The 21,595-nt window shown below is 64.5% G+C and carries 15 protein-coding genes and 1 riboswitch; of the genes, 6 read left to right on the forward strand and 9 right to left on the reverse strand.

Features of this window, described 5'->3' with window-relative positions:
- Positions 1 to 70: 70 nt before the first annotated feature.
- The 6 genes from D4Q51_RS09925 to D4Q51_RS09950 all read left to right on the forward strand — a co-directional run bounded on the left by D4Q51_RS09925 (position 71) and on the right by D4Q51_RS09950 (position 10,924).
- Positions 71 to 3,490, forward strand: coding sequence for a TonB-dependent receptor domain-containing protein (locus D4Q51_RS09925; RefSeq protein WP_240624671.1), 3,420 nt, complete (start codon positions 71 to 73; stop codon positions 3,488 to 3,490).
- Positions 3,491 to 3,620: 130 nt separating this feature from the next.
- On the forward strand, positions 3,621 to 4,649 hold the full coding sequence (locus D4Q51_RS09930; RefSeq protein ID WP_240624672.1) for a glycoside hydrolase family 16 protein: 1,029 nt from the start codon (positions 3,621 to 3,623) through the stop codon (positions 4,647 to 4,649).
- 6 nt (positions 4,650 to 4,655) lie between these two features.
- Positions 4,656 to 5,711 (forward strand): LacI family DNA-binding transcriptional regulator, encoded by a 1,056-nt coding sequence (locus D4Q51_RS09935; RefSeq protein WP_120077611.1) that lies wholly within the window; start codon positions 4,656 to 4,658, stop codon positions 5,709 to 5,711.
- Entirely contained in the window at positions 5,708 to 6,913 is a 1,206-nt protein-coding gene (locus D4Q51_RS09940; protein WP_240624673.1) for an MFS transporter, read from the forward strand. The genes D4Q51_RS09935 and D4Q51_RS09940 overlap by 4 nt, the downstream gene beginning before the upstream one ends.
- A gap of 78 nt (positions 6,914 to 6,991) precedes the next feature.
- Positions 6,992 to 9,388 carry a glycoside hydrolase family 3 protein gene (locus tag D4Q51_RS09945; RefSeq protein WP_120077612.1) on the forward strand — a complete coding sequence of 799 codons (2,397 nt, stop codon included), beginning with the start codon at positions 6,992 to 6,994 and terminating at the stop codon, positions 9,386 to 9,388.
- Positions 9,389 to 9,502: 114 nt separating this feature from the next.
- Positions 9,503 to 10,924 (forward strand): sugar MFS transporter, encoded by a 1,422-nt coding sequence (locus D4Q51_RS09950; RefSeq protein ID WP_120077613.1) that lies wholly within the window; start codon positions 9,503 to 9,505, stop codon positions 10,922 to 10,924.
- Positions 10,925 to 11,147: 223 nt separating this feature from the next.
- On the opposite strand, the gene gcvPB is transcribed toward D4Q51_RS09950, so the two are convergent.
- From gcvPB to D4Q51_RS09995, 9 genes are all read right to left on the reverse strand, one after another.
- Entirely contained in the window at positions 11,148 to 12,716 is a 1,569-nt protein-coding gene (gene gcvPB / locus D4Q51_RS09955) for an aminomethyl-transferring glycine dehydrogenase subunit GcvPB (protein ID WP_120077614.1), read from the reverse strand.
- Complete coding sequence (gene gcvPA / locus D4Q51_RS09960; protein WP_120077615.1) at positions 12,713 to 14,074, reverse strand: aminomethyl-transferring glycine dehydrogenase subunit GcvPA; 1,362 nt, start codon at positions 14,072 to 14,074, stop codon at positions 12,713 to 12,715. Before gcvPA ends, gcvPB begins: the two co-directional genes overlap by 4 nt.
- Before the next feature lie 3 nt (positions 14,075 to 14,077).
- The gene (gene gcvH / locus D4Q51_RS09965) at positions 14,078 to 14,452 is read right to left on the reverse strand and encodes a glycine cleavage system protein GcvH (protein WP_120077616.1); all 375 of its coding nucleotides are present in this window, start codon (positions 14,450 to 14,452) and stop codon (positions 14,078 to 14,080) included.
- On the reverse strand, positions 14,452 to 15,582 hold the full coding sequence (gene gcvT, locus D4Q51_RS09970) for a glycine cleavage system aminomethyltransferase GcvT (protein ID WP_120077617.1): 1,131 nt from the start codon (positions 15,580 to 15,582) through the stop codon (positions 14,452 to 14,454). Before gcvT ends, gcvH begins: the two co-directional genes overlap by 1 nt.
- Positions 15,583 to 15,747: 165 nt before the next feature.
- A riboswitch (glycine riboswitch) is annotated at positions 15,748 to 15,843 on the reverse strand.
- Between the two features lie 96 nt (positions 15,844 to 15,939).
- Positions 15,940 to 16,704, reverse strand: a complete 765-nt coding sequence (locus D4Q51_RS09975; protein ID WP_162925284.1) for a WecB/TagA/CpsF family glycosyltransferase — start codon at positions 16,702 to 16,704, stop codon at positions 15,940 to 15,942.
- Positions 16,705 to 16,710: 6 nt separating this feature from the next.
- Positions 16,711 to 17,892, reverse strand: coding sequence for a glycosyltransferase family 4 protein (locus D4Q51_RS09980; protein ID WP_120077619.1), 1,182 nt, complete (start codon positions 17,890 to 17,892; stop codon positions 16,711 to 16,713).
- Positions 17,889 to 19,142 (reverse strand): O-antigen ligase family protein, encoded by a 1,254-nt coding sequence (locus D4Q51_RS09985; protein WP_162925285.1) that lies wholly within the window; start codon positions 19,140 to 19,142, stop codon positions 17,889 to 17,891. The genes D4Q51_RS09980 and D4Q51_RS09985 overlap by 4 nt, the downstream gene beginning before the upstream one ends.
- Positions 19,142 to 20,311, reverse strand: a complete 1,170-nt coding sequence (locus D4Q51_RS09990; protein ID WP_120077621.1) for a glycosyltransferase family 4 protein — start codon at positions 20,309 to 20,311, stop codon at positions 19,142 to 19,144. Before D4Q51_RS09990 ends, D4Q51_RS09985 begins: the two co-directional genes overlap by 1 nt.
- An 8-nt stretch (positions 20,312 to 20,319) precedes the next feature.
- Positions 20,320 to 21,510 carry a polysaccharide pyruvyl transferase family protein gene (locus tag D4Q51_RS09995; RefSeq protein ID WP_120077622.1) on the reverse strand — a complete coding sequence of 397 codons (1,191 nt, stop codon included), beginning with the start codon at positions 21,508 to 21,510 and terminating at the stop codon, positions 20,320 to 20,322.
- Between the last annotated feature and the right edge of the window lie 85 nt (positions 21,511 to 21,595).

A 21,595-nucleotide genomic window follows, 5' to 3' on the forward strand; every position in this document is an offset into this window, starting at 1 on the left:
CATGGGCGCTGTGAGTTTTGGAGCGATACCGCCCGCGAAAAAGCTGGCGGATCAAAGGGGAGAGCATTCTGTGTCAGCTCGAATCGATAGTCGTACTGTAGCCTTCGGCCGCCGCGGCCGCGCACTTGCCGGGGTTTCCGGCCTTGCCCTGTGCATGGTGGCCGCCAACGTGGCCCACGCGCAGGATACCGTCGAAGAAGAGATGGAGCAGGAATCCGGCGAGGCCATGCCCGCGGATGAAAACGTCATCATCGTCAGCGGCTTCCGCGCCTCGCTGCAGTCGGCGCAGGACTTCAAGGAAAACGCCGACACCGTGGTCGACGTGATCACCGCCGAAGACGTGGGCGCGCTGCCCGACCGTTCCGTGACCGAGGCGCTGCAACGCGTTCCCGGCGTCAACATCGGCCGCTTTGAGAAGACGTCCGACCCCGACCGTTTCTCGGTCGAAGGCACCGGCGTCATCATCCGCGGCCTGCCCTACGTGCGTTCCGAACTGAACGGGCGCGACATCTTCTCCGCCACCGGTGGCCGCAGCCTCAGCTTCGAGGACGTGTCGCCCGAACTCGTGGGCCGCGTGGAAGTGTTCAAGAACTCCACCGCCGACATGATCGAAGGCCAGATCGCCGGTCTCGTGAACCTGGTGACGCGCAAGCCGCTCGACAATCCGGGCCTCAACATCGCCGGCTCGATCGAGGCAAATTATGGCGACCTTCGTGAAGAGTGGTCGCCCACCTTCAACATCCTGGGCTCCAACACCTTCGACAGCGCCATCGGCACTTTCGGCCTGCAGCTGTCCTATTCCTATTCCGAACTGAAGAGCCGTACCGACGCCTCGCAGGTTGCCGATCCGTGCTACCGCAATGCCGACCTTTCGGGCGGCTGCCTGCGCGTGTTCGACGTGAACTCGGGCGGTTTCGGCGACACCCAGAATTTCGATGAGAGCAACTTCCCGCCCGCGAACTCGGTCATCGTGCCGCAGTACGCCGGTGTGCGCACGACCGACCTCGACCGTGACCGCGAGGCGATCTCCGCCGTAGCGCAGTACGAAAGCAACGACGGCCGCTTCCTGGTGACCGCCGAGTACCTGCGTTCCGAAGCGAATTTCTTCACCGAGGAATTCGCCCTGCTCGGCCGTATCGACGATGGCGTGTCCTCGCCCGATCCGCGCGAAGGCAGCACCTGGACCTTCGACGAGAACGGCCTGTTCCAGTCCGGCATCCTGACCGACCAGGTCGGTAACATTTTCAACAACCCGTTCGGTCGTGGCGGCATTCCGATCGATTCGCTGCGCTTCCTGCGTGACACCCAGACGGTGACCGAAGACTACTCGATGGATGTCTTCCTCGAAGTGACCGATCGCCTGCGCTTCAATTTCGAAGGCCAGGTCGTGAAGTCGGACCTGTCGCGCGATGCCGTGTTCGGGGCAATGAGCACCTGGGCCGACATCGATCTCGACCTGTCGGGCGAAACGCCTGACGTGCAGTTCCTCGCGCCGATCGGTTCGCCGGACGACTACTTCTCCAGCGGGTTCTACACCTACTACTGGTTCGGCCTCGACAGCCGCGAGCAGAACGACGGCGAGATGTACACGCTGCGCGGCGACGTGGAGTACGACATCGGCGACGGCTTCTTCCGCAAGGCCGCTTTCGGCGCGCGCTGGGCGGACCGCGATCGCACCACCCGCAACACCAACTTCAGCACCTGGGGCAACCTGTCCGCTCCGTGGGCCGGCCGTGGCGGTTGTACGCCGTGGGGCGAAGGTGGCGGTTGCCAGCCGGGCGCTCCGGGCACAGTGGTGCAGGACTGGAACGGCAACGGCGTGGTCGACGGCGACGACGGCTTCACCGGCTATACTCCGGGCCGCTTCTATGTCGGCGGTACCTATCCTGGCACCGAGTTCCTCGTGCCGGGCAACATCGACGGTATCGGCGGCGGTGCCTACGTCAGCGATTTTCCCGACTATGCCAACCTGCGCGATCCGTTTGCCAACGGCTTCCAGCGCGGCGAAGCGTCAACGCCTATCCCCATGGGCCAGGCGTGGTTCTATGGCGGTGACGATTTCCTGGCGGATTACCTCGCCGGCGACGTCGACGATCAGTGGGACGAGATCACCGAGTTCGGCCTTTCGCCGGAACGCTTCAACCTGGGCGTGAACGGCCGCACCTACACCAACCCGGTGAACGGTGAGACCATCGCCTGCGATCCCTTCTGCCCACCCGAAATCTCCGGCGTGTCGGAAATCACCAAGGCGGCCTACGCCCGTGTCGACTTCGGCCACGATTTCAGCAGCGGCTGGTCGCTGGCTGGCAACATCGGCCTGCGTTACGTCGAGACCTCCATCAGTTCCGATGCGCTGGTCGGCTTCCCGCAGGCCAACCAGTTCGACGATCCCTCGATCGGCGGCAACGGCGACGGCGTGGTGCAGGTGTCGGAAATCCAGGCGCTGTGCCGCACCCCGGTGCCCGCAGGCCAGGAGCGCCGCTATTGCGAACTGACCGGCGCCCGCCTCGAGGAATTCGCCTCGCTGTTCACCGGCGAAGCGATCCCCGATGATCGCGACATCACCTTCGACCACTGGCTGCCCTCGCTCAACGTCCGCCTCGACAGCGGCACGGGCTGGGTCATCCGCGGCGCGGTGTCCAAGGGTATCTCGCGGCCTGACCTGCAGCTCTTCAACGCCGGCGGCGTGCTGGGCTTCAGCGGCCGCGTGGACTCAGGGCCTCTGCTCAGCATCGATACCGGCAACCGCAACCTGCTGCCGGTGGAATCGTGGAACTACGACCTGTCGGCCGAATGGTACTTCGACGATGTCGGCTCGATCACCCTTGCCGGTTTCGTCAAGGACATCACCGGCATCATCAGCCGCGGCACGGGCATCGTGAACTACACCTCGCCCAGCGGCGTGTCGCAGGACGTGATCATCAACGGTCCGGCCAACGACATCAGCGGCACGCTGTACGGTATCGAGTTCGCGCACCAGCAGACCTACGACTTCCTGCCCGGTTTCCTCAGCGGCCTCGGAAGCCAGTTCACCTACACCTACGTGAACGGCAACGATTTCCCGAACCCGCTGATCTCGAACATCGGCAATCCGTCTGTGGCGAATGCGGGCAGGCCGCTGAACGGCAGCCCGTTCGTGAACCTCCAGCCGCTGCAGGGTATTTCGGAGCACACGGTAAACGCGACGCTGTTCTACGAGCGCGGTCCGCTGGCGCTGCGCGGTGCCTACAACTGGCGTTCGGCCTTCCTGATCACGCCGCGAGACGACATCTTCCCGTTCTCGCCGATCTGGCAGGAAGCCACCGGCCAGCTGGACGCGTCGATCTTCTACGACATCACCGACTCCATCAAGATTGGTGTGCAGGGCGTGAACCTGCTCGATGAAGTGACCGAAACCTCCCAGGTGATCGACTACGACGGCACGCGCGTCACGCGCTCCGCCTTCCGTAACGACCGCCGCTTCACCTTCCTCGTCCGTTTCGACTTCTAAAGTCGGAGCTCCTCCGGATGAGATGACCAGATGGGCTCCCGCGTGTTCCCTCGCGGGGGCCCATTTTTTCATTGCCTTAAGGCTGTCCGATAAGGACGACAAGCTTGGTGGCAGAGGGAAGGACGAACCGATGATTGCAGACTGGCCCGGTTGGCGCGCAAGAGGCGCCAGCGCGCTATTGGCAGCGATGCTCTCCGCCTGCGGTGGCGGTGAGGCACCCTCGGCCAACATGCCGCCGCCACTGTCTACCGCAACGCCTATTCCCACCCCGACTTCCAGCCCCGCAGCAAGCGGCAACTGGCAGCTTGTCTGGGCGGACGAATTCGACGCGCCGCAGCTCGATACTTCGCGATGGAACGTCATTGCCGATTGTTGGGGCGGCGGGAATCGGGAACGGCAATGCTACACCGCGCGGGCCGACAACGTTCGCGTGGAGAACGGCGCACTGGTGCTGTCCGCGCGAGAGGAGAGCTACACGGGCGATGCCTGGCCCGCGCACATGGCCCCGTTCCAGAACGATCCCGACGAGCAGAAGACGCAAGATTTCACCTCCGGCAAGATCACCACGAAGGGCAAGGCGGACTGGCGCTATGGCCGGTTCGAAATGCGCGCGCGCCTGCCGCAGGGGCAGGGCGTGTGGCCCGCGTTCTGGATGCTGCCGGAAGACGAGGTCTATGGCGGCTGGCCCCTGTCGGGCGAGATCGACATTCTTGAAGCGGTGAACCTCGGCGTGGAATGCGCCACCTGCGAGGACGGCGGAGAGAATTCGATCCTCGGCACGCTGCACTACGGTGCGCAGGTGCCGGGCAACGAATACACCAACCGCGAGGTTTCCGCGCCGCAGGTGCTGGACGGCGACTGGCACACCTACGCCGTTATCTGGGAGGAGGGGCGCTTCACCTGGGAGCTCGACGGGGTGCCCTATGGATCCATCGATTCCTCTGAATGGTGGACCGGGGCGAGCAGCGATCCGCTGGCACCGTTCGACCGCGACTTCCACCTTATCCTGAACCTTGCCGTGGGCGGCAACTGGCCGGAATCGACCGCGCTTGGCGGCGTCTCCACGGGGGGTTTTCCCAAGCAACTGGAAGTCGACTGGGTGCGCGTCTGGCAATGCGATGCCGATGCCGCTACCGGTCGAGGCTGTACAGGGAACTGAATACTCATGGCACGCCGCCGACAATCCGTGACCATCAAGCACGTTGCCGCCGATGCGGGGGTCTCGCTGCAGACGGTCAGCCGCGTCATCAACAACGAGGCCAATGTCCGCCCGGAGATGAAGGAGCGGGTGCAGGCATCCATCGACAAGCTGGGTTACGTGCCTTCCATCGCCGCCCAGCGCATGAGCGGATCGCGCAGTTACATCATCCTCGCGCTCAATGATCGCGAGCGCACGATTGAGGACTGGCGCGCGCGGGAGGGCAGCGACTGGATCGACCAGATGCTGCTTGGCGGAATGCTGAAATGCGCCGAATACGGCTATCGCCTGCTGTTCGAGCTGGTGGATACCCATTCGGATCACGTGGAGCGGGAGCTGAAAGGCGCGATTGCCGCGCTGCAGCCAGACGGCGTGGTCCTCACCCCGCCGCACGGAGAGAACAAGCTGATCACCGGTCTGCTCGACAAGCACAAGATCCCCTACGTGAAGATCGGCGCGCGCCTGAACGGCGGGCTGGCGATCACCATGGGTGACGACCAGCTGGCGCGCATGGCGACGGATTACCTGGTCGAGAAGGGCCATACCCGCATCGGTTTCATCGCCGGATCGCGGGAATACATCATCAGCCAGTGGCGCAAGGATGGCTGGCTTTCCGCGATGGAGGCGCACGGTCTCGATACCGAGGGTCTGTGCGAGCGCGGCGATTTCAGCTTTGCCTCTGGCGAACAGTCAGCGCGCATCCTGCTGGGTCAGGCGAACCGTCCTACTGCCATCATCGCCAGCAACGACCAGATGGCGATGGCGACGAACACGGTGGCCCACGAAATGGGGCTGGAAGTGCCGCGCGACCTCTCGATCATCAGCTTCGACAACACGCCCGTCGTCCGCTTCGTGCGTCCCCCGCTGACAGCGATAGACCAGCCGATCGCGGAAACCGTATCGCGCGCGGTGGAGCTGCTGATCAAGACGCAGCGAGGCGAGGAACTGCCGCCGATGCCGGTGGTGGTCGAGGGCGGGCTGGTCGAACGCGAATCGGTCGCGCCGCCGCCGAAACCCGCGTGAGCGAGCCGCCCGCCGAGCCGCCTGCGGGTGAACGGCAGCACCCGCGTTTCATGCTGCTCTATGCGCTCGCCGCTGCTGGCGGGGCGATGGCCTACGTTCCCTTCCTTACTATTCTGCTCCCCGTGCGGGTGGAAGCGATGGCGGGCGGCGCGCATGTCAGCTGGCTGGCCTACTGCGCCTTTGCGGGTGCGGTGATGGCGAGCCTTTCCAACGTCCTGTTCGGCTGGCTTTCGGACAAGACCGGCAGGCGCGGCCTGTGGGTCGCGGCGGGACTGGTGCTGACCTGCGCCCTGCTGCCGGCGATGGCCCTGGCAGAGGGGCTGCCCGCACTGCTGGGCCTGCTGGTCGCGTGGCAACTCGGCCTTAACATGATGCTGGCACCGCTGGCGGCCATGGCGGGGGACTTCGTGCCGGACCGACAGAAGGGCTTCCTCGGCGGCCTCCTCTCGCTCGCCCCGGCGATGGGCGCTGCATCGGGCGTGTTGGTGACGATACCTAGCCTGGCCGGGCCGGACACGCGCCTCGCACTGGTCGCCCTGCTTGTGGCGATGTGCGTGCTGCCGGTGCTGTTGTTCGGTCGTCCCCGCGCCTTTCCCGAACTGATGGCTGCGGTGCCGAAGCGGGACGGGCCCGTCGACCCGCGCCCGCGACAGGTGGTCGTTCGCATGTGGATCGCCCGCCTGCTGGTGCAGATCGCCGAGGCTGCGCTGTTCGCCTACCTCTACATCTGGCTGCGCTCCATCTCCGGACGCATCGAGGACAACGACGCGGCGCAGGTTTTCGGGGTGGTGCTGTTCCTGGCCGTTCCCGCCACCTTGCTGGTGGGGCGCTGGACCGACAGGACCAATCGCCCGATCCTGCCGCTGGCGATCTGCGCTACCGTTACCGGTGCCGCGCTGCTGGGCATGGCGCTCGCGGCGGAGCTGCCATTGGCGCTGACGGGCTATGCCCTGTTCGGTCTCGCCTCCTCCATCTTCCTCGCCCTGCATTCGGCGCAGACCCTGCGCGTCCTGCCGCGTCCGCAGCACCGGGGGCGGGACCTTGGATTGTTCAACCTCACCAACACCGTGCCTTCGCTGGTGATGCCGGGCCTGACGCTCGCCATGGTGCCGGTGTTCGGCTTCGGCGGCCTGTTCGTGGTGCTCGCCGTGCTGGTGATCCTGGCGGCCGCGCTGCTCTTCTCGATCCGGCGTCCAGAATAGCCTGTTCGAATAGGTGCTTGCCAAAGCGGCGATTGCGTGTAGGGATATTGTGAACGTTCCCAACATAAGAGGAAGTCAATGCGTTTCGGGATTGGATTGCGTGCAGGTGTGGCAGTGGCGGCTCTGGGTCTTGGCCTTGGGGCATGTGCTACCGTGCCTGCGGAAACTACGACGGCTGCGGTCGCGCCGACAGCGGTAGCGGACAGCGAAGACGCCGTGATCGCGGACATCGTTTCGCGCATGTCGCTGGAGCGCAAGATCGCCCAGCTGATCCAGCCGCAGATCAATTCCTTCACGCCGGAAGACATGGAACGCTACCGTTTCGGCAGCTACCTCAACGGCGGGAACGGTGGCCCCTACGGGGATGAATATGCGCCCGCCAGCGAGTGGCTGCGCTATGCCGACGAGATGTTCGATGCCTCCGTGCAGCCGATGGCGAACGGCGAGCCTGTGATCCCGACCATGTGGGGCACCGATGCCGTGCACGGGCACACCAACGTAGTGGGCGCAACCATCTTTCCGCACAACATCGCGCTGGGTGCGGCAGGCGATGCGGACCTGGTGCGCCGCATCGGGCAGGCGACCGCCGTCGAGATCGAAGTGACGGGCATCGACTGGAACTTCTCTCCCACCGTGGCCGTGGCGCAGGATGATCGCTGGGGCCGCACCTACGAAAGCTACTCGGAAAACAAGGAACTGGTCGCCACGCTGGGCGCCGCGCTGGTCGAAGGCTTGCAGGGCACGCGCGGCGATGCCGATTTCCTTGGCGACGGGCGCGTGATCGCGACGGCAAAACACTTCTTCGGCGACGGCGGCACGGACAACGGCGTGGACCAGGGCGAAGTCACCGGAGACCTTGCCGAACTGATGGACATCCACGCCTATCCCTACCCCGCCACGATCGAGGCGGGTGTCGAGGCGATCATGGCCAGCTTCAACTCCATCAACGGCCGCAAGATGCACGGTAACGAGGAGCTCCTCACCGGCGTTCTGCGCGAACAGATGGGCTTCGACGGGCTGGTCGTGGGTGACTGGAACGGCCACGGGCAAGTTGCCGGTTGCACTGTCACCGATTGCCCGCAGTCGCTGCTGGCCGGGCTCGATATCTACATGGTGCCCGACGACTGGAAGGGCCTGATGGAAACCCTGATCGCGCAGGTCCAGGATGGCACCGTCCCCATGGCCCGCGTGGACGAGGCCGTGACCCGCGTGCTGCGCGTGAAATACCGCGCCGGTCTGCTGGGCGACAACGTGGAGCGTCCTTCCGAACGCGGCGTTGGCGGCCGGTTCGATCTGCTCGCATCGCCCGAACACCGCGCCATCGCGCGTGAAGCCGTGGCGCGCTCGCAGGTGATCCTGAAGAACGACGGGGTCCTGCCGCTTGCTGCGGGTGCCAATGTCCTGGTGGCCGGCGCAGCGGCGGACAATATCGGCCAGGCGGCTGGTGGGTGGACGCTGACCTGGCAGGGCGGACGCGAGCTTGAGCGCGAATTGTTCCCCAACGCCACCTCGATCTGGGAAGGGCTGGAAAGCGCCATCGAGGGCAGCGGCGGCACGGCCACCCTGTCCGAGGACGGCAGCTTCACCCAGCGGCCCGACGTGGCCGTGGTGGTGTTTGGCGAGCGCCCCTATGCCGAGTTCGCGGGCGACCGTCCCGATCTCGTCTTCCGCGACGAGGAAGGGCTGGATCTGCTGCGCAGCTTCCAGGAGCAGGACATTCCCACCGTTGCCGTGTTCCTCTCGGGCCGCCCGCTGTGGATGAACCGCGAGATCAACGCATCGGACGCCTTCGTCGCATCGTGGCTGCCGGGCAGCGAGGGTGCGGGCGTTGCCGACATTCTTACAGGCGCCAGGCAAGCGACGGGCCGCCTGTCCTTCAACTGGCCTGCCGAATGCGAGGGCGAACCGCTGAACAACCCCGAAGGCGCGCAATTCCCCTTCGGCTATGGCCGCTCGCTTACCGATACCTCGTCCATCGGCACGCTGCGCGAGGATTGCGCTGCTCTGCTCGTCGGCCCCTCACGCGAACTGTTCGGCTCCGGCCGCCTTGGCGAGGGCGTGACGGCGACCGCCGGAAGCGGAACCCTGCCTAACCTGCTGGGCAGCGCAGGCGGCGTGACGGCACGCGGATACGATCGCAACGCGCAGGAGGATTCGCGCCAGATCGCATTGGCCGCAGGATCGCAGCTGACCCTGGCGCAGGACGAGGACAGCGGCGGTGCCTACCGCATCACCTACGAAGTGCTGGCGCGCCCTTCCGGCCCTGTCACGCTCACCAGTGGTGATGGCCTTGTCGACCTGACGCCCCACTTCGCCCACGCTTTCGAGAAGGGGTGGCGCGAGATGGTGATTACCGAGGCATGTGCGGGCACGCTGGGCGATAGTATCACTTTCGCGACCGAAGCGGACATTTCCTTCCGCATCGCCGAGGTCTCTCGCGCAGAACTGCCGGAAGGCACCGAGTGTTCTTTCTAGAATACGTATCCATAACGGTCTTTCGCGATTGCGACGGCAATCGCGAAAGACCATAACCACCGTTTCTTGCGGACCTGCCTGGCGAAAAGGCAGGCCGCCACAAGGGAGAATGACATGGCCCTGGCGCCCGATGTTTCCAGCAGCACCGATCCCCGCCCGGCGGTGGACGACGATACGCCCCCGGTAAACGCACCGGGCCTGCAATACTTCGTCTTCGGCCTGTTCTTCATTTTCGGCGGGATCACTTCGCTCAACGACGTGCTGATCCCCAAGCTGCGCGAACTGTTCACGCTTTCCTACACCGAAGCGATGCTGATCCAGTTCTGCTTCTTCGCCGCCTACCTGCTGATCGGCATTCCCGGTGCGAAGCTGGTGAAGAAGATCGGCTACATGCGCGGAGCGGTGGCGGGCCTGTGCACGATGATCGTGGGCTGCCTGCTGTTCATTCCCGCCAGCCAGACGGCGACCTACGCCATCTTCCTTGGCGCGTTGTTCATTCTCGCCAGCGGCGTGGTGATCGTACAGGTGGTGGCGAACCCGCTCATCAGCCTGCTCGGCCCGCCGTCGACGGCGCACAGCCGCCTGACCTTCGCGCAGGCGTTCAACTCGCTTGGCACCACGGTCTTCCCCATCGTGGGCGCAGCCGTGATCCTGGGCAGCCTGGCCGACGTTTCGGCGGACCAGCTGGAAGGCGCAGCCCTGCAGGCCTATCGCGCCGCGGAGAGCGAGGCGATCTGGCAGGGCTACCTCGGCGTTGCCGCGCTGATCGCGCTGGTGGCGGCAGCCGTATGGATGTTCCGCAACCGCCTGCCGCACGATGCGAAGACGATGGGCGAGGGCGACCTTGTGTCGTCCAAGCGATACCTGATCGGGCTGGCGCTGGCCGCTATCGGTGTGTTCGTGGCCCTGCAGGTCAGCGGCTGGCTGGGTGTGCTCATCATCCTCGCGGCCCCCGTGCTGTGGCTTTACGATAACGAATTGCTGCGCCGTTCACGCTTCAGCTACGGCGCACTGTGCATCTTCCTTTACGTGGGTGCAGAGGTGTCCATCGGCTCGATCGTCATCAACTACCTTTCCACCGAGCGCGTGCTGGGTGAACCCGAGAGCGTGATCGGCTGGATGATCGGCCTCTACTGGGGCGGGGCCATGGTGGGCCGCTTCATCGGTTCGGCTGCGCTGCGGGTGTTCAGCCCCGGCAAGATCCTGGCCTTCAACGCCTTGGGCGCGATCACGCTGATCGTCATCTCGGCGCTGACTTCCGGCGAAGTGGCGGCCTATTCGCTGCTGGCCGTGGGCCTGATGAACTCGATCATGTTCCCTACCATCTTCTCGCTCGCGTGCGAGAAGCTGGGGCCGCTCGCGGCGGACGGATCGGGCATCATCAACGTCGCCATCTTCGGCGGCGCGGTCGTGCCGCTGCTCTACGGCGTGGTGGCCGACGCCACCGGGGGCAACCTGGCGCTGGCCATGGTGATCCCCATCGTGTGCTACGCGATCATCGCGGGCTTCGGCGTGTTTGCCCGCCGCCCCGCCTGATCGAGCCGACATTGCTGATTGCCGAGGCGGCGGCGTACCTATGGGTGCGCCGCCGCTTTCCTACCTGATGAGCGTCATGCTTCGACGCCAGTCATGCAGACACGCCGAAATCGTTTTCCAAGCCGGGTCGAACCAACGCGGCCAGCACAGGATGACGGTCCCGGAGTTTTCACTCCAGGACCGTGTTCCATGTGTTCCAGGTTAGCGCCGCGAGGCCGCTGGATCAGGCGTCGTCCTGCCCATTCCAAGCGAGTACCGGCTTGCGCGCGGCGTGCGCCTCGTCCAGCCGGGCGCGCGGCGCATGGTGGGGTGCGGACTTCAGCGTCTCGTCGCCCGCCTTCGCCCGCTCCGCCAGCGAACGCATGGCCACAACGAACTGGTCGAGCGTGGCCTTGCTCTCCGTCTCGGTCGGCTCCACCAGCATCGCGCCGTGCACCACCAGCGGGAAGTACATGGTCATCGGGTGGAAGCCCTCGTCGATCAGGCCCTTGGCAACGTCCAGCGTGGACATGCCCTCGGCAAAACCGTGATCGCTGAACAAGGCCTCGTGCATGCAGTGCCCCGCATCGCCAAATGGTGCGTCCAGCACGTCGTCGAGGCTACGCAGCAGGTAGTTGGCGTTCAGCACGGCATCGCCCGATGCCTGCCGCAGACCATCGGCACCGTGGCTGAGGATGTAGGTGAGCGCGCGGGTGAACATGCCCATCTGCCCGTGGAACGCGGTCATCCGGCCAAAGCTGCCGGGGAACTCGTCGCCCACGTTCTCCTCTTCCACCAGCCGGATCTCGCCATCTGCATCCTTCACCACGAAGGGCAGGGGGGCAAACGGCGCCAGCGCTTCGGACAGCACCACCGGGCCGGAGCCGGGCCCGCCGCCGCCGTGCGGGGTGGAGAAGGTCTTGTGCAGGTTGATGTGCATGGCATCCACGCCAAGGTCGCCGGGCCGCACGCGGCCCATGATGGCGTTGAAGTTGGCACCGTCGCAATACACCAGGCCGCCTGCTGCGTGCACCGCGTCCGAGATCGCTTTCATGTCCTTCTCGAACAGGCCGCAGGTGTTGGGATTGGTGATCATCACGCCTGCCACATCGGGGCCGAGGCGCGCCTTCAGCGCATCGAGGTCCACGCGGCCATCCGGCGCTGCCGGAATGTCCTCCACTTCGTAACCGGCGAAGGCGGCGGTGGCGGGGTTGGTGCCGTGCGCACTTTCAGGGACGAGCACGACCTTGCGCATGTCGCCGCGCGCTTCCAGCGCCGCGCGGATGCACAGGATGCCGCACAGCTCGCCGTGCGCGCCCGCTTTGGGGCTCATGGCAACGGCGCTCATGCCGGTCAGCTCGATCAGCCAGTGCGACAGTTCGTCGATCACGCCCAGCGCGCCCTTGATTGTGTCGACCGGCTGGAGAGGATGCACGTCGGCAAAGCCGGGCATGCGCGCCACCTTCTCGTTCAGACGCGGATTGTGCTTCATGGTGCAGCTGCCCAGCGGGAACAGGCCAAGGTCGATGGCATAGTTCTGGCGGCTGAGGCGGGTGTAGTGACGCACCGTCTCCGGCTCGGACAGGCCGGGCAGGTCGATGGGCTTCCGGCGGGCGAACTTGCCAAGGCGGTTCGGCGCGCTCGCATCCGGCTCGGGCAGGTCGACGCCGCAGGTTTCGCGCGTGCCCAGTTCGAATACCAGCCGCTCTTCCAGCATCAGCGCCTTGTTGCCGGTGACGGTGGGGTAATCGCCTTCGTTATCGACGGAGACGGGCGTTCCGGGCTTCCAGCCGCTTGCATTCATCTTGTTCATGCCAATGCCTCCTCAAGCGCGATCGCAAGGGTTTCGATGTCCTCCTCGGTCACGGTCTCAGTGACGGTGACGAGCAGGCCGTTCTCGCGCCCCTCTCCATCGGGGAAGAGGCGGCCCAGCGCGACACCGGCCAGTACGCCCTTTTCCGCAAGTGCGCGCACGATGGGGCGGGCTTCCTTGTCGAGCACGAGGGTGAATTCGTTGAAGAATGCCTCGTTGAGGACGCTGACGCCCGGCACTCTCTCCAGCCTGTCTGCCGCAACACAAGCCAGGCGGTGGTTCTCTGCCGCCAGCGCGGTCAGCCCCTTCTCGCCCAGCAGCGTCATGTGGACCGAGAACGCCAGCGCGCACAGGCCGGAATTGGTGCAGATGTTGCTGGTCGCCTTCTCGCGGCGGATGTGCTGCTCGCGGGTGGAGAGGGTGAGCACGAAACCGCGCTTGCCGTCTGCGTCCACCGTCTCACCGCACAGGCGGCCCGGCATCTGGCGCACGTGCTTGGGATTGGTGATGGCGAACAGGCCGAGATATGGCCCGCCGAATTGCAGGCCGACACCTATCGCCTGGCCCTCGCCCACCACGATATCCGCGCCAAGGTTACCCGGCGCTTCCAGCGCGCCCAGCGCCACGGGTTCGGTGTTCACCACGATCAGCAAGGCACCCTTGTCATGCGCGGCATCGGCGATGCGCTGCAGGTCCGGAATCCGGCCCATGATGTCGGGATACTGTACCACGACGCAGCTCGTTTCCTCGTCGATCCGACCGATCAGGGCGGCGTCGCCGGGTTCGGATGCCAACACGGGCAACTCGTAATCGATATGGCCGGGGGTGAAGCGGGCCATGGTCTGGGCAACGGAAACGTAGTGCGGATGTACACCACCGCTCATCAGCACGCGGTTACGCTTGGTCAGCCGCGCGGCCATGACGATGGCTTCCCAGCACGCGGTGGAGCCGTCGTACATCGAGGCATTGGCAATCGCGCAGCCATAGAGGCGGGCGACCTGCGTCTGGAACTCGAACAGCATCTGCAGCGTGCCCTGCGCGATTTCCGGCTGGTAGGGCGTGTAGGCGGTCAGGAACTCGCCGCGCTGGATGATGTGGTCGACCGTGGCGGGCACGTGGTGGCGATAGGCACCCGCGCCGCAGAAGAAGGCCGCATCGGCCGCGGCGAGGTTTTGCTTCGACAGCCGCCGCATGTGCTTTTCCACCGCCATCTCGCCCGCCGCCAGCGGCAGGCCTTCGACGGGGCCATCGAGGTAATGCTCATTAGGGACGTCGGCGAACAGATCATCGACGGATGCTGCGCCGATAACGTCCAGCATCGCCTGCCGGTCGGGCTGGGTGAGAGGGAGGTAGCGCATGGATCAGTCGAGCCCTTCGCAGAAGGTCTTGTAGGCGGCTTCGTCCATCAAGCCTTCCAGTTCGGAAGCGTCGGAGACGGTCAGGCGGAAGAACCAGCCTTCGTCTTCGGGGCTGGAGTTCACCAGTTCTGGATCGTCATCCAGCGCCGCGTTGCCCTCGGTCACGGTGCCGGAGATCGGGGCGTAGACGTCGCTTGCCGCCTTCACGCTCTCCACCACCGCGGCCTCGGCACCCTTGGCGAGTTCCGTTCCCGTCTGCGGGGTCTCGACGAAGACGATATCGCCAAGCTGTTCCTGCGCGTAATCGGTGATGCCGATGGTGGCGCTGTCGCCTTCGACGTCGATCCATTCGTGTTCTTCGGTGAAATAACGGGGCATCAGGAGGCTCCTTTGCGGACATATTTGTGAGGGACAAAAGGCAGGGGAACGACGCGCGCGGGCAAGCGCTTGCCGCGAACGTCGATAGTGAGCTGCGTGCCGGGTTCGGCGCGTTCGGTTTCGACGAAGGCCATGGCGACGGAGTGGCCGAGCGTGGGCGAGAAGCCGCCGCTGGTGACAGTGCCGACCAGCGCCTCGCCGGAATAGACCTTTGCGCCCTCCCGCGCAGGCAGGCGACCTTCGAGCGCGAGGCCGACGCGCCTGCTGGCGGTGCCGCCGTCTTCGAGCCGGGCCATCGAGGGAGCATGGCCGATATAGCCACCGTCTTGGCGGCGGGACTTCGCCAGCGCAAACCCGAGGCCGGCGCTGACGGGGTCCGTGTCCAGCGTCAGGTCATGACCGTAAAGCGGAAGGCCCGCTTCGAGCCGAAGACTGTCTCGCGCGCCGAGGCCAGCGGGCTTCACCCGCTCGTCTGCCACCAGCGCATCGGCGAGGGCGGCCGCGTGGGACTGGTGAATCGAAATCTCGAAGCCGTCCTCGCCGGTATAGCCCGCCCGGCTGACCCAGACGTGCTGGCCGTTCCACTGGAACAGCCCTGCGCGCATGAAAGATAGGTCTGCCGTGCCTGGCACCAATGCTTCCAGCACGTCTGCCGCTTCTGGCCCCTGCAGGGCGAGCAGGGCGAAGTCGTCAAAATGGGTGAGGGTGACGTCGTCGTCGAGGTGTTCGCGCAGGTGGGCGATATCGTCCCACTTGCAGGCACCGTTCACCACCAGCGCAAAATGCGGGCCGGTGTTGGTGACGATCAGGTCGTCGATAATGCCGCCTGCCTCTGTCAGCAGCAGCGAATAGCGCATCTGGCCTTCGGGCAGGTTGGCGACGGCAGTCGGGAGGATTTTCTCCAGCTCGTGCGCGGCGTTGTCCCCGCTGACGGCAAGCTGGCCCATGTGGCTGACATCGAACAGGCTGGCATGGCTGCGCGTCCAGTCGTGCTCGGCCTTGATCCCTTCATACTGAATCGGCATCTCGTAGCCCGCGAAAGGCACCATGCGCGCGCCGTGATTGCGGTGCCAGCTGTCGAGCGGCAGCTTTTCGGGCGGCTGGTCTTCGAAATCGTCGTTGTCACTCATGGACAGGTTCCCGGCGCAGTGTGGCAGCGCCCGCAAACCGGGCCCTTTCACCATGCCCCCTCTGTCTTTTGAACCTGAGAGACTTGACGACGCCTTGCCAATGGCGCGCCGCTTACCCCTTCGGTGGCCACGGATGTATCCCGCGGCGCTTTCCAGAGTGCCTGAACCAGATGCGCGGTCCGTTTTGCCTGAGAGTTTCCGAGGCGGTTGCTCCTTCGGCCTCCCCGGACCACGTCCGGGGATGTCTCCCGCGCACCCAGCCGATTTCACATATGCGAATCGACAGGCAAGGCCCCCTTTGCTGGAATGTGGTTTGGCGGTCAATCGCCGATGTGGGCGATTGCGGGGGAAATTGCGCTATTTGCGGCGAAATCGATCCGCCACGACGGCACCGACGAACAGCGGTGCGGAAACGACCATGCGCCGCCACAGCCGCTTCGGCTCGCCCACAAGGCGCGGCAGCCATTCAAGGCCTAGGTCGCGCCAGACCTTTCCGGGGCGCTGGATGCGCCCGGCGTAGAAATCGAACACCGCGCCGATCGAGCCGATCACCCTGGTGTCGAGACGGGCGCGGTTGGCCTCCACCCATTTCTCCTGCTTGGGCGCGGTCATGCCCACCCACAACACGTCTGGCCGGAAGCCGTTCACGGCCTCGTGCATCGCGGCGTTATCCGTGTCGGAGAACACCGGCTTGTAGGGCGGGGAATAGGTCTTCACCTCGATGTCGGGATAGTCCCTCGCCATGTTGGCGCGGATCGTTGCCAGCACGTCCTCGGAAGAGCCAAGGAACATCATCCGCCCCTTGCGCTGCGCCACCAGAGTGCTCGCCACCTGGAACAGGTCGAAGCCCGTCACCCGCTCTGCAATGTCGCCGCCGTTGAACTTTGAGGCATAGACGATGCCGACCCCGTCGGGGATCAGCATGTCGGCGCGCGCGAGCGCATATTTGAACGCCGCGTCTGTGCGGGCAACCTCGATGGAGTGCGGGTTGGCACAGGCGATATGCCGCGCGGTGCCGTCGCCGGCATTGAGCCAATGCTCGACATGGGGGGCAAGGGACGCAGGCGGAAGCGTGCACACTTGGTAATCGAGCATGCGCTCTGTCGGGAAAGTCGCTGTCACTGCTTGCTATCCTGTCCGCCGGGCACTGGTGGAGTGCCTCATCGCCAATGCCTTGTCGTAGGTTGCCATCAGCCGGTTGTAATAAAGATCGTTGGTATATTCGCGCTTCACCCGCGCGAACCCGGCCTCGCCAAGAACCTTCCGCCTGGCCGGATCCCGCATCAGCGCGCCGATCGCCGTTGCCAGCGCGGCATCGTCGCCAGGCGGCACGAGCATTCCGCTTTCCCCGCCGCCAACGAGTTCCGGCAGGCCGCCAATGTCGGAAACCACCACGGGGCGGGTGTGGCGCATGGCTTCGATCACCACGCCGGGGAAGCCTTCGTACCAGATGCTGGGGGTCACGATCATGGCTGCTTCGCGGTAGAAAGCGGCAAGTTCTTCCGGACCGAGGTTGCCGAACAGTTCGACGTTCGCCGGAATGTCCGTGCGCCCTTCGTACTCACCCATGCTCCCGGCCAGGCGATAGGCGATGTCGGGCGTTCGTCTCGCTGCGGCGAACAGTGTTTCGATACCCTTTTCCGGGCTCAGCCGTCCGACGAACCCCACGAAACTGCCCGGCGTCCATGCGGGCGCATCCTCGGCCACTTCGATCATGTTGGGGATCACGTCGATCCGGTCTGCCGGATAACCCTCGTCAATCAGCTTGCCGCGCTGGAACTGAGTCTGCGCGTAGTAGCGGGTGACGTTGTCGCGGTAGTATCCGCGCTTCCGTGCGAAGGCGTTGCGCGCGGCGTAGGCGGCCGATTTGAACAGGTCCTCCTCGCAATTCTTCGCCACGCAGTTCCACTCGCGCCCACCCGTGCACGCCTCGCACACCTTGCCGTGGGACAGGAACAGGCCGTTCGGGCAGACGAGCCGGTAATTGGACAGGCGCATCACGATCGGAACGCCCGCTTCGGCTATCACCGGCAGCACGGCGGGCGAGATCAGCGGGAAAAGGTTCTGCACCTGCACGATGTCGGGCCGGTCATCGGCAATGCGCTTCGCTATGGCCTGCATGGCGGAGGGCGAGCGGATTCCGGAAACCGCGGCCCGCAACTTGCCGGCAGTGCCCGTTATCTGCGCGCTGTCGGCGAACCAGGTGTCCACCTCGTGCCCCCGCTCCCGCAGCAGGGCCACGATGCGATCGAGCATGATCTCCTCGCCGCTGCGCTTGCCGTACTTGTTGTGAACGAACAGCAGTTTCATGAATGCAGGGCGGAGGCTCTGCCGGCGGTTTCAGGCGCCGTACGCTGCCCCGATGCCGCCGCCGCTTCCTTCGCGCGGGCAGCACGCAGGGTGAAGACGTGGAAGAATGCGAGCATGGCGAACACGCCGACAACCGACGGGTCGTAGGCACCGCCCAGGATCGATTTCGAATTGTTGTTCACCATTATCATCGTCATGGCGACAAGGACCCCAAGCCCGCCCGCGACATAGCTTCTGCTGGCCTTGATGCATTCCAGGATCAAGCGGACGGAATAGGCCAAGAGGGTGATGAAGCCGATGATGCCAAGGCCGACCAGTGCTTCGATGAAGCCATTGTGGGCGTTGGTGGTGGCGATCGTGCCGAACTGGTCGCCCAGGCGGGCGACGATGGCGAAGCCGCGCCCGACCATGGGGCTTTCCAGGAAGGCCTGCCAATAGGCGTTCCACAGGGACCAGCGCCCGGTCAGTGTGCTTGCCTCCTCGAGGGAACGACCCGACAGGAGCGTGGTGGACACAAGCTCCTCGCTCGTTCCCATGATGGCAATCACTCCCAGACATCCCAGACCGGCTGGAATGAGGATCACCTTGCTGTGCGACAGGAAGGGAAGCAGGACGAGCATGCCGACGGCTATCCCGATGTTCGAGCCTGCGCTGGTGCCTATGATGGCAAAGAAGAGAAACACACCGCTCCAGATGCGCAGCCTGCGCTTCCTTGCAGGATCGGCACGCAGGCTTTCGGCCAGCGTGTAGAGGAATCCCATGCCTGCCGTCACGCTGTAGAGGTTGGTGTGGAGGCCCGCTATACTGAAATCCCCGATGATGATGCGTTGCCCGACGCCGAGAAGAGTCACCAGCATCAGCACGATCAGCATGGCGCGCTCTGCCTTGCGCCAGTCAGTAAAGCCTTCCATCAGCACGAAGAGGGTACCGAATACGGCAAGGACCTCTCCGGCCCGGAACAGGGTGAACTGGAAGTTTTCGGACCACGCCGCGCTGACTGCCGCGTAAACGAGGTAGATCAGGAAGATCATCACCGAGGATTCGCGCATGCGCATGAGCGCTGCTTTCCCGCGCGGATGGATCACCAGCAGGGCCAACAGGCTTGCGACAACGAAAATCGCGAAAGTGGCGGACGTGTCGACCTCGGCGAATTCGCTGGTATCGCGGCGCCGTACGAGGATCGTGGTCCTCAACAACGCAAGGGTGAGCAACACCCACATCATTGCATCAACGATCTTCGTCAGCCGCATTACTTTCTCCTCCGGTGCGCGATGGCGATCCGGCATGCCTCCACTATCGAGCGAGCCGCATTCACGGGCCCGTAGTCCTGCACGATTTCGCGCGACTTGCGGCCCATGTCGGCCAGGCCCTGCCTTCCCCGGTTCTTCGCCTGCTGCAGGCAAGAAACCAGTTCGTTCGTGTTTTCGGGTGTGAATGTCCACCCATTTTCCGCTCGCACGAATTCCGGCCAGCACCCATTGTGGACCGAACTCAATACAGGCAGCCCGCTGGCCATCGCTTCCGGCACGACCAGCGACCAGTTGTCTTCCAGCGTCGCGATCAGGAAGGCATCGGCCGCGGCATAATACGGTGGCAGTTCGTCGTAGGGGACACGTCCCGCCATCACCACGCCCTGCATGCCGGCCACGCGCGCCTGCAGTTCCTCTCTGAGAGGACCGTCGCCAACGAGGAGCAAGGTGGCTGTGTCCGGCGCGAAATCCGCTGCCTGCCAGCCATCCAGCATTTCGTGCAAACCCTTGCAGTCGTGCAGCCGGCCCACATAGAGAAACGTGACGCCGGAAACGCCGAGTTTGGCGCGCAGCTCCTCGCGATCCGTGACGGAGATCGCGTCAACCGCAGCTTCAAGTCCTTCGGTATCCGCGCTCATATGGCCCAGGGTGATACGCGCCGGATCCATTCCCAGGTCCTCGACCGTGTATTCCTTGCACAGCTGTCCGCTGCAATCCATTGCGTCGGTCCGCTTCACCACCTGGCGGCGGTACATCGTCCGCAAACCCTGTGCATTGCGCTCCGTATGGCGCGTCCGTTCGTAGGCGATCACCAGCGGCGTACCGAAGCGAACGCGGTGTATCAGGGCAGGGAGGGTCCACTTGAAGAAACCATCGGCCACGATCACGTCCGGTTTCAGGCGGGAGATATGCCCGACGAGGCCCGGCTGCCAGCGGATCGAGAGGTTGCGATTGGCCAGATATTCCCGGTCCTCTCCGCCGAACTGCATTTCGCCGGTCAGTGGATAGGCCCGGTCTCCCAGCACATGGATCGCCTTGCTTGTCACGCTTTCCGGCACGTAGCTGCCGGAAAACGTGAGATGAAGCCCGCCTTCGACCATCGCGTCCACCTCGCGAAAGACGGGGATGCGATAGTCGAGGAAGGAACGGGTGACCCAGGCGATGCGCATGGAAAAGGTCAGCTCCTGGCCGACGACGCCAATTGCTCGAACCGGCGAAGGTGCCCGAAGAGGATTTCGGGGGCCGCATCGACGTAGGCGTTCGCGCGTTCCTGCGTTACCGGATCGAACAACCGATCGAGGATGGTCTCGGCGTCCGTCGCCATCAGGTCGTCGCGATGGAAATAGCGATCGAGAATGCCCGTCCGACGGGCAAGATCGTTATTGGGATTCCGGCCATCGGCCTTGCCCCACCGTTTCTTGGTCACATCGACAGTCACTACCGGGGTCTTGTTCGCCATGCACGAAACAAAGGCGTGGAACCGCATTCCGACGAAGCCGGCGCAGCTTGCCAGGCAGGCATACCATCGCAGCGGTGACATCGGCAGGTCCAGCGTGCCGTCAGTAAAATCGACGCTTTCCGTCTCATCGGGATTGGCCAGGGTCATGACGCGATAACCGCGCGCGCGGATGGCATCGACCAGGCGGCGCAACCACTCCTCCTCGAAGTCGCCATTCACCAAGATGACATCGGAGAGGTCGATGTCCGGCTTCTCATGGTCCGGAACGGTGAATGCCGAATTCAGGCCGAATACCGGATCGGGGCTATAGAGCGGCTTCGCCCGGTCGCGCGAAAGCCAGCTGACAAGCTTGCCCGTCCAGTCGTCGCGCACTGTGACGAAGTCGAAGTCGGCAAGAGCATTGCCCGCATCCCTGATCATGTGCGGCTTCATGAAATAGAATGGCGTTCCGCGAGACGAGGCCGCGATCGAACCCTTGATCACGCCGGGAGTCTCGAAAGGCAGATAGAACGGCGGCAGGCGGTCGCTCCAGCTGAAAGCCTCGAAAGGGTTCTTGCGCCCGAGCAGCCGCTTGGCAAGGCGATATGGCTGGTAAGGCGCGCCAAGGCGGAAAACGGCGTCAGAGCCGGATACCACGCCGTCAAGTTGCGTACGGCAGTATTCGCCCACCTCTTCAGTTGTGTCCAATGGTGGGGAGAGGTTGAAATAGCTTTCGGCAAAGCGTTCATGCACGACCCGTTGCTCTTCCCCGTGCATCTTCTTGAGAGCATCGAGCTTGCCCTTGTCGCGGTAGTTCACAACCACGGGCTCGTATCCCAGCTTGCGCAGCATTTCCTGCGTCGCCAGCGTCTGCAACTGCGCACCGAAGTTTACCGTGTTGTGAAAAGTGAGAACGCCGATGCGCATCATGCCGGCTCCCTTGCTGCCGGTATCATGGTGCGCTTGCCGTCCACGCCCGGGCCAACTCCTCCGTTTGAGCGGGGGAGAGTACGCG

This window comes from Aurantiacibacter odishensis (genome assembly GCF_003605195.1).
GTDB lineage: Bacteria > Pseudomonadota > Alphaproteobacteria > Sphingomonadales > Sphingomonadaceae > Alteraurantiacibacter > Alteraurantiacibacter odishensis.

Coding starts and splice junctions, on each gene's coding strand:
- D4Q51_RS09930 (WP_240624672.1), top strand. CDS start 3,621: ATGATTGCAGACTGGCCCGGTTGGCGCGCAAGAGGCGCCAGCGCGCTA.
- D4Q51_RS09935 (WP_120077611.1), top strand. CDS start 4,656: ATGGCACGCCGCCGACAATCCGTGACCATCAAGCACGTTGCCGCCGAT.
- D4Q51_RS09945 (WP_120077612.1), top strand. CDS start 6,992: ATGCGTTTCGGGATTGGATTGCGTGCAGGTGTGGCAGTGGCGGCTCTG.
- D4Q51_RS09950 (WP_120077613.1), top strand. CDS start 9,503: ATGGCCCTGGCGCCCGATGTTTCCAGCAGCACCGATCCCCGCCCGGCG.
- gcvPB (WP_120077614.1), bottom strand. CDS start 12,716: ATGAACAAGATGAATGCAAGCGGCTGGAAGCCCGGAACGCCCGTCTCC.
- gcvPA (WP_120077615.1), bottom strand. CDS start 14,074: ATGCGCTACCTCCCTCTCACCCAGCCCGACCGGCAGGCGATGCTGGAC.
- gcvH (WP_120077616.1), bottom strand. CDS start 14,452: ATGCCCCGTTATTTCACCGAAGAACACGAATGGATCGACGTCGAAGGC.
- gcvT (WP_120077617.1), bottom strand. CDS start 15,582: ATGAGTGACAACGACGATTTCGAAGACCAGCCGCCCGAAAAGCTGCCG.
- D4Q51_RS09980 (WP_120077619.1), bottom strand. CDS start 17,892: ATGAAACTGCTGTTCGTTCACAACAAGTACGGCAAGCGCAGCGGCGAG.
- D4Q51_RS09985 (WP_162925285.1), bottom strand. CDS start 19,142: ATGCGGCTGACGAAGATCGTTGATGCAATGATGTGGGTGTTGCTCACC.
- D4Q51_RS09990 (WP_120077621.1), bottom strand. CDS start 20,311: ATGCGCATCGCCTGGGTCACCCGTTCCTTCCTCGACTATCGCATCCCC.
- D4Q51_RS09995 (WP_120077622.1), bottom strand. CDS start 21,510: ATGATGCGCATCGGCGTTCTCACTTTTCACAACACGGTAAACTTCGGT.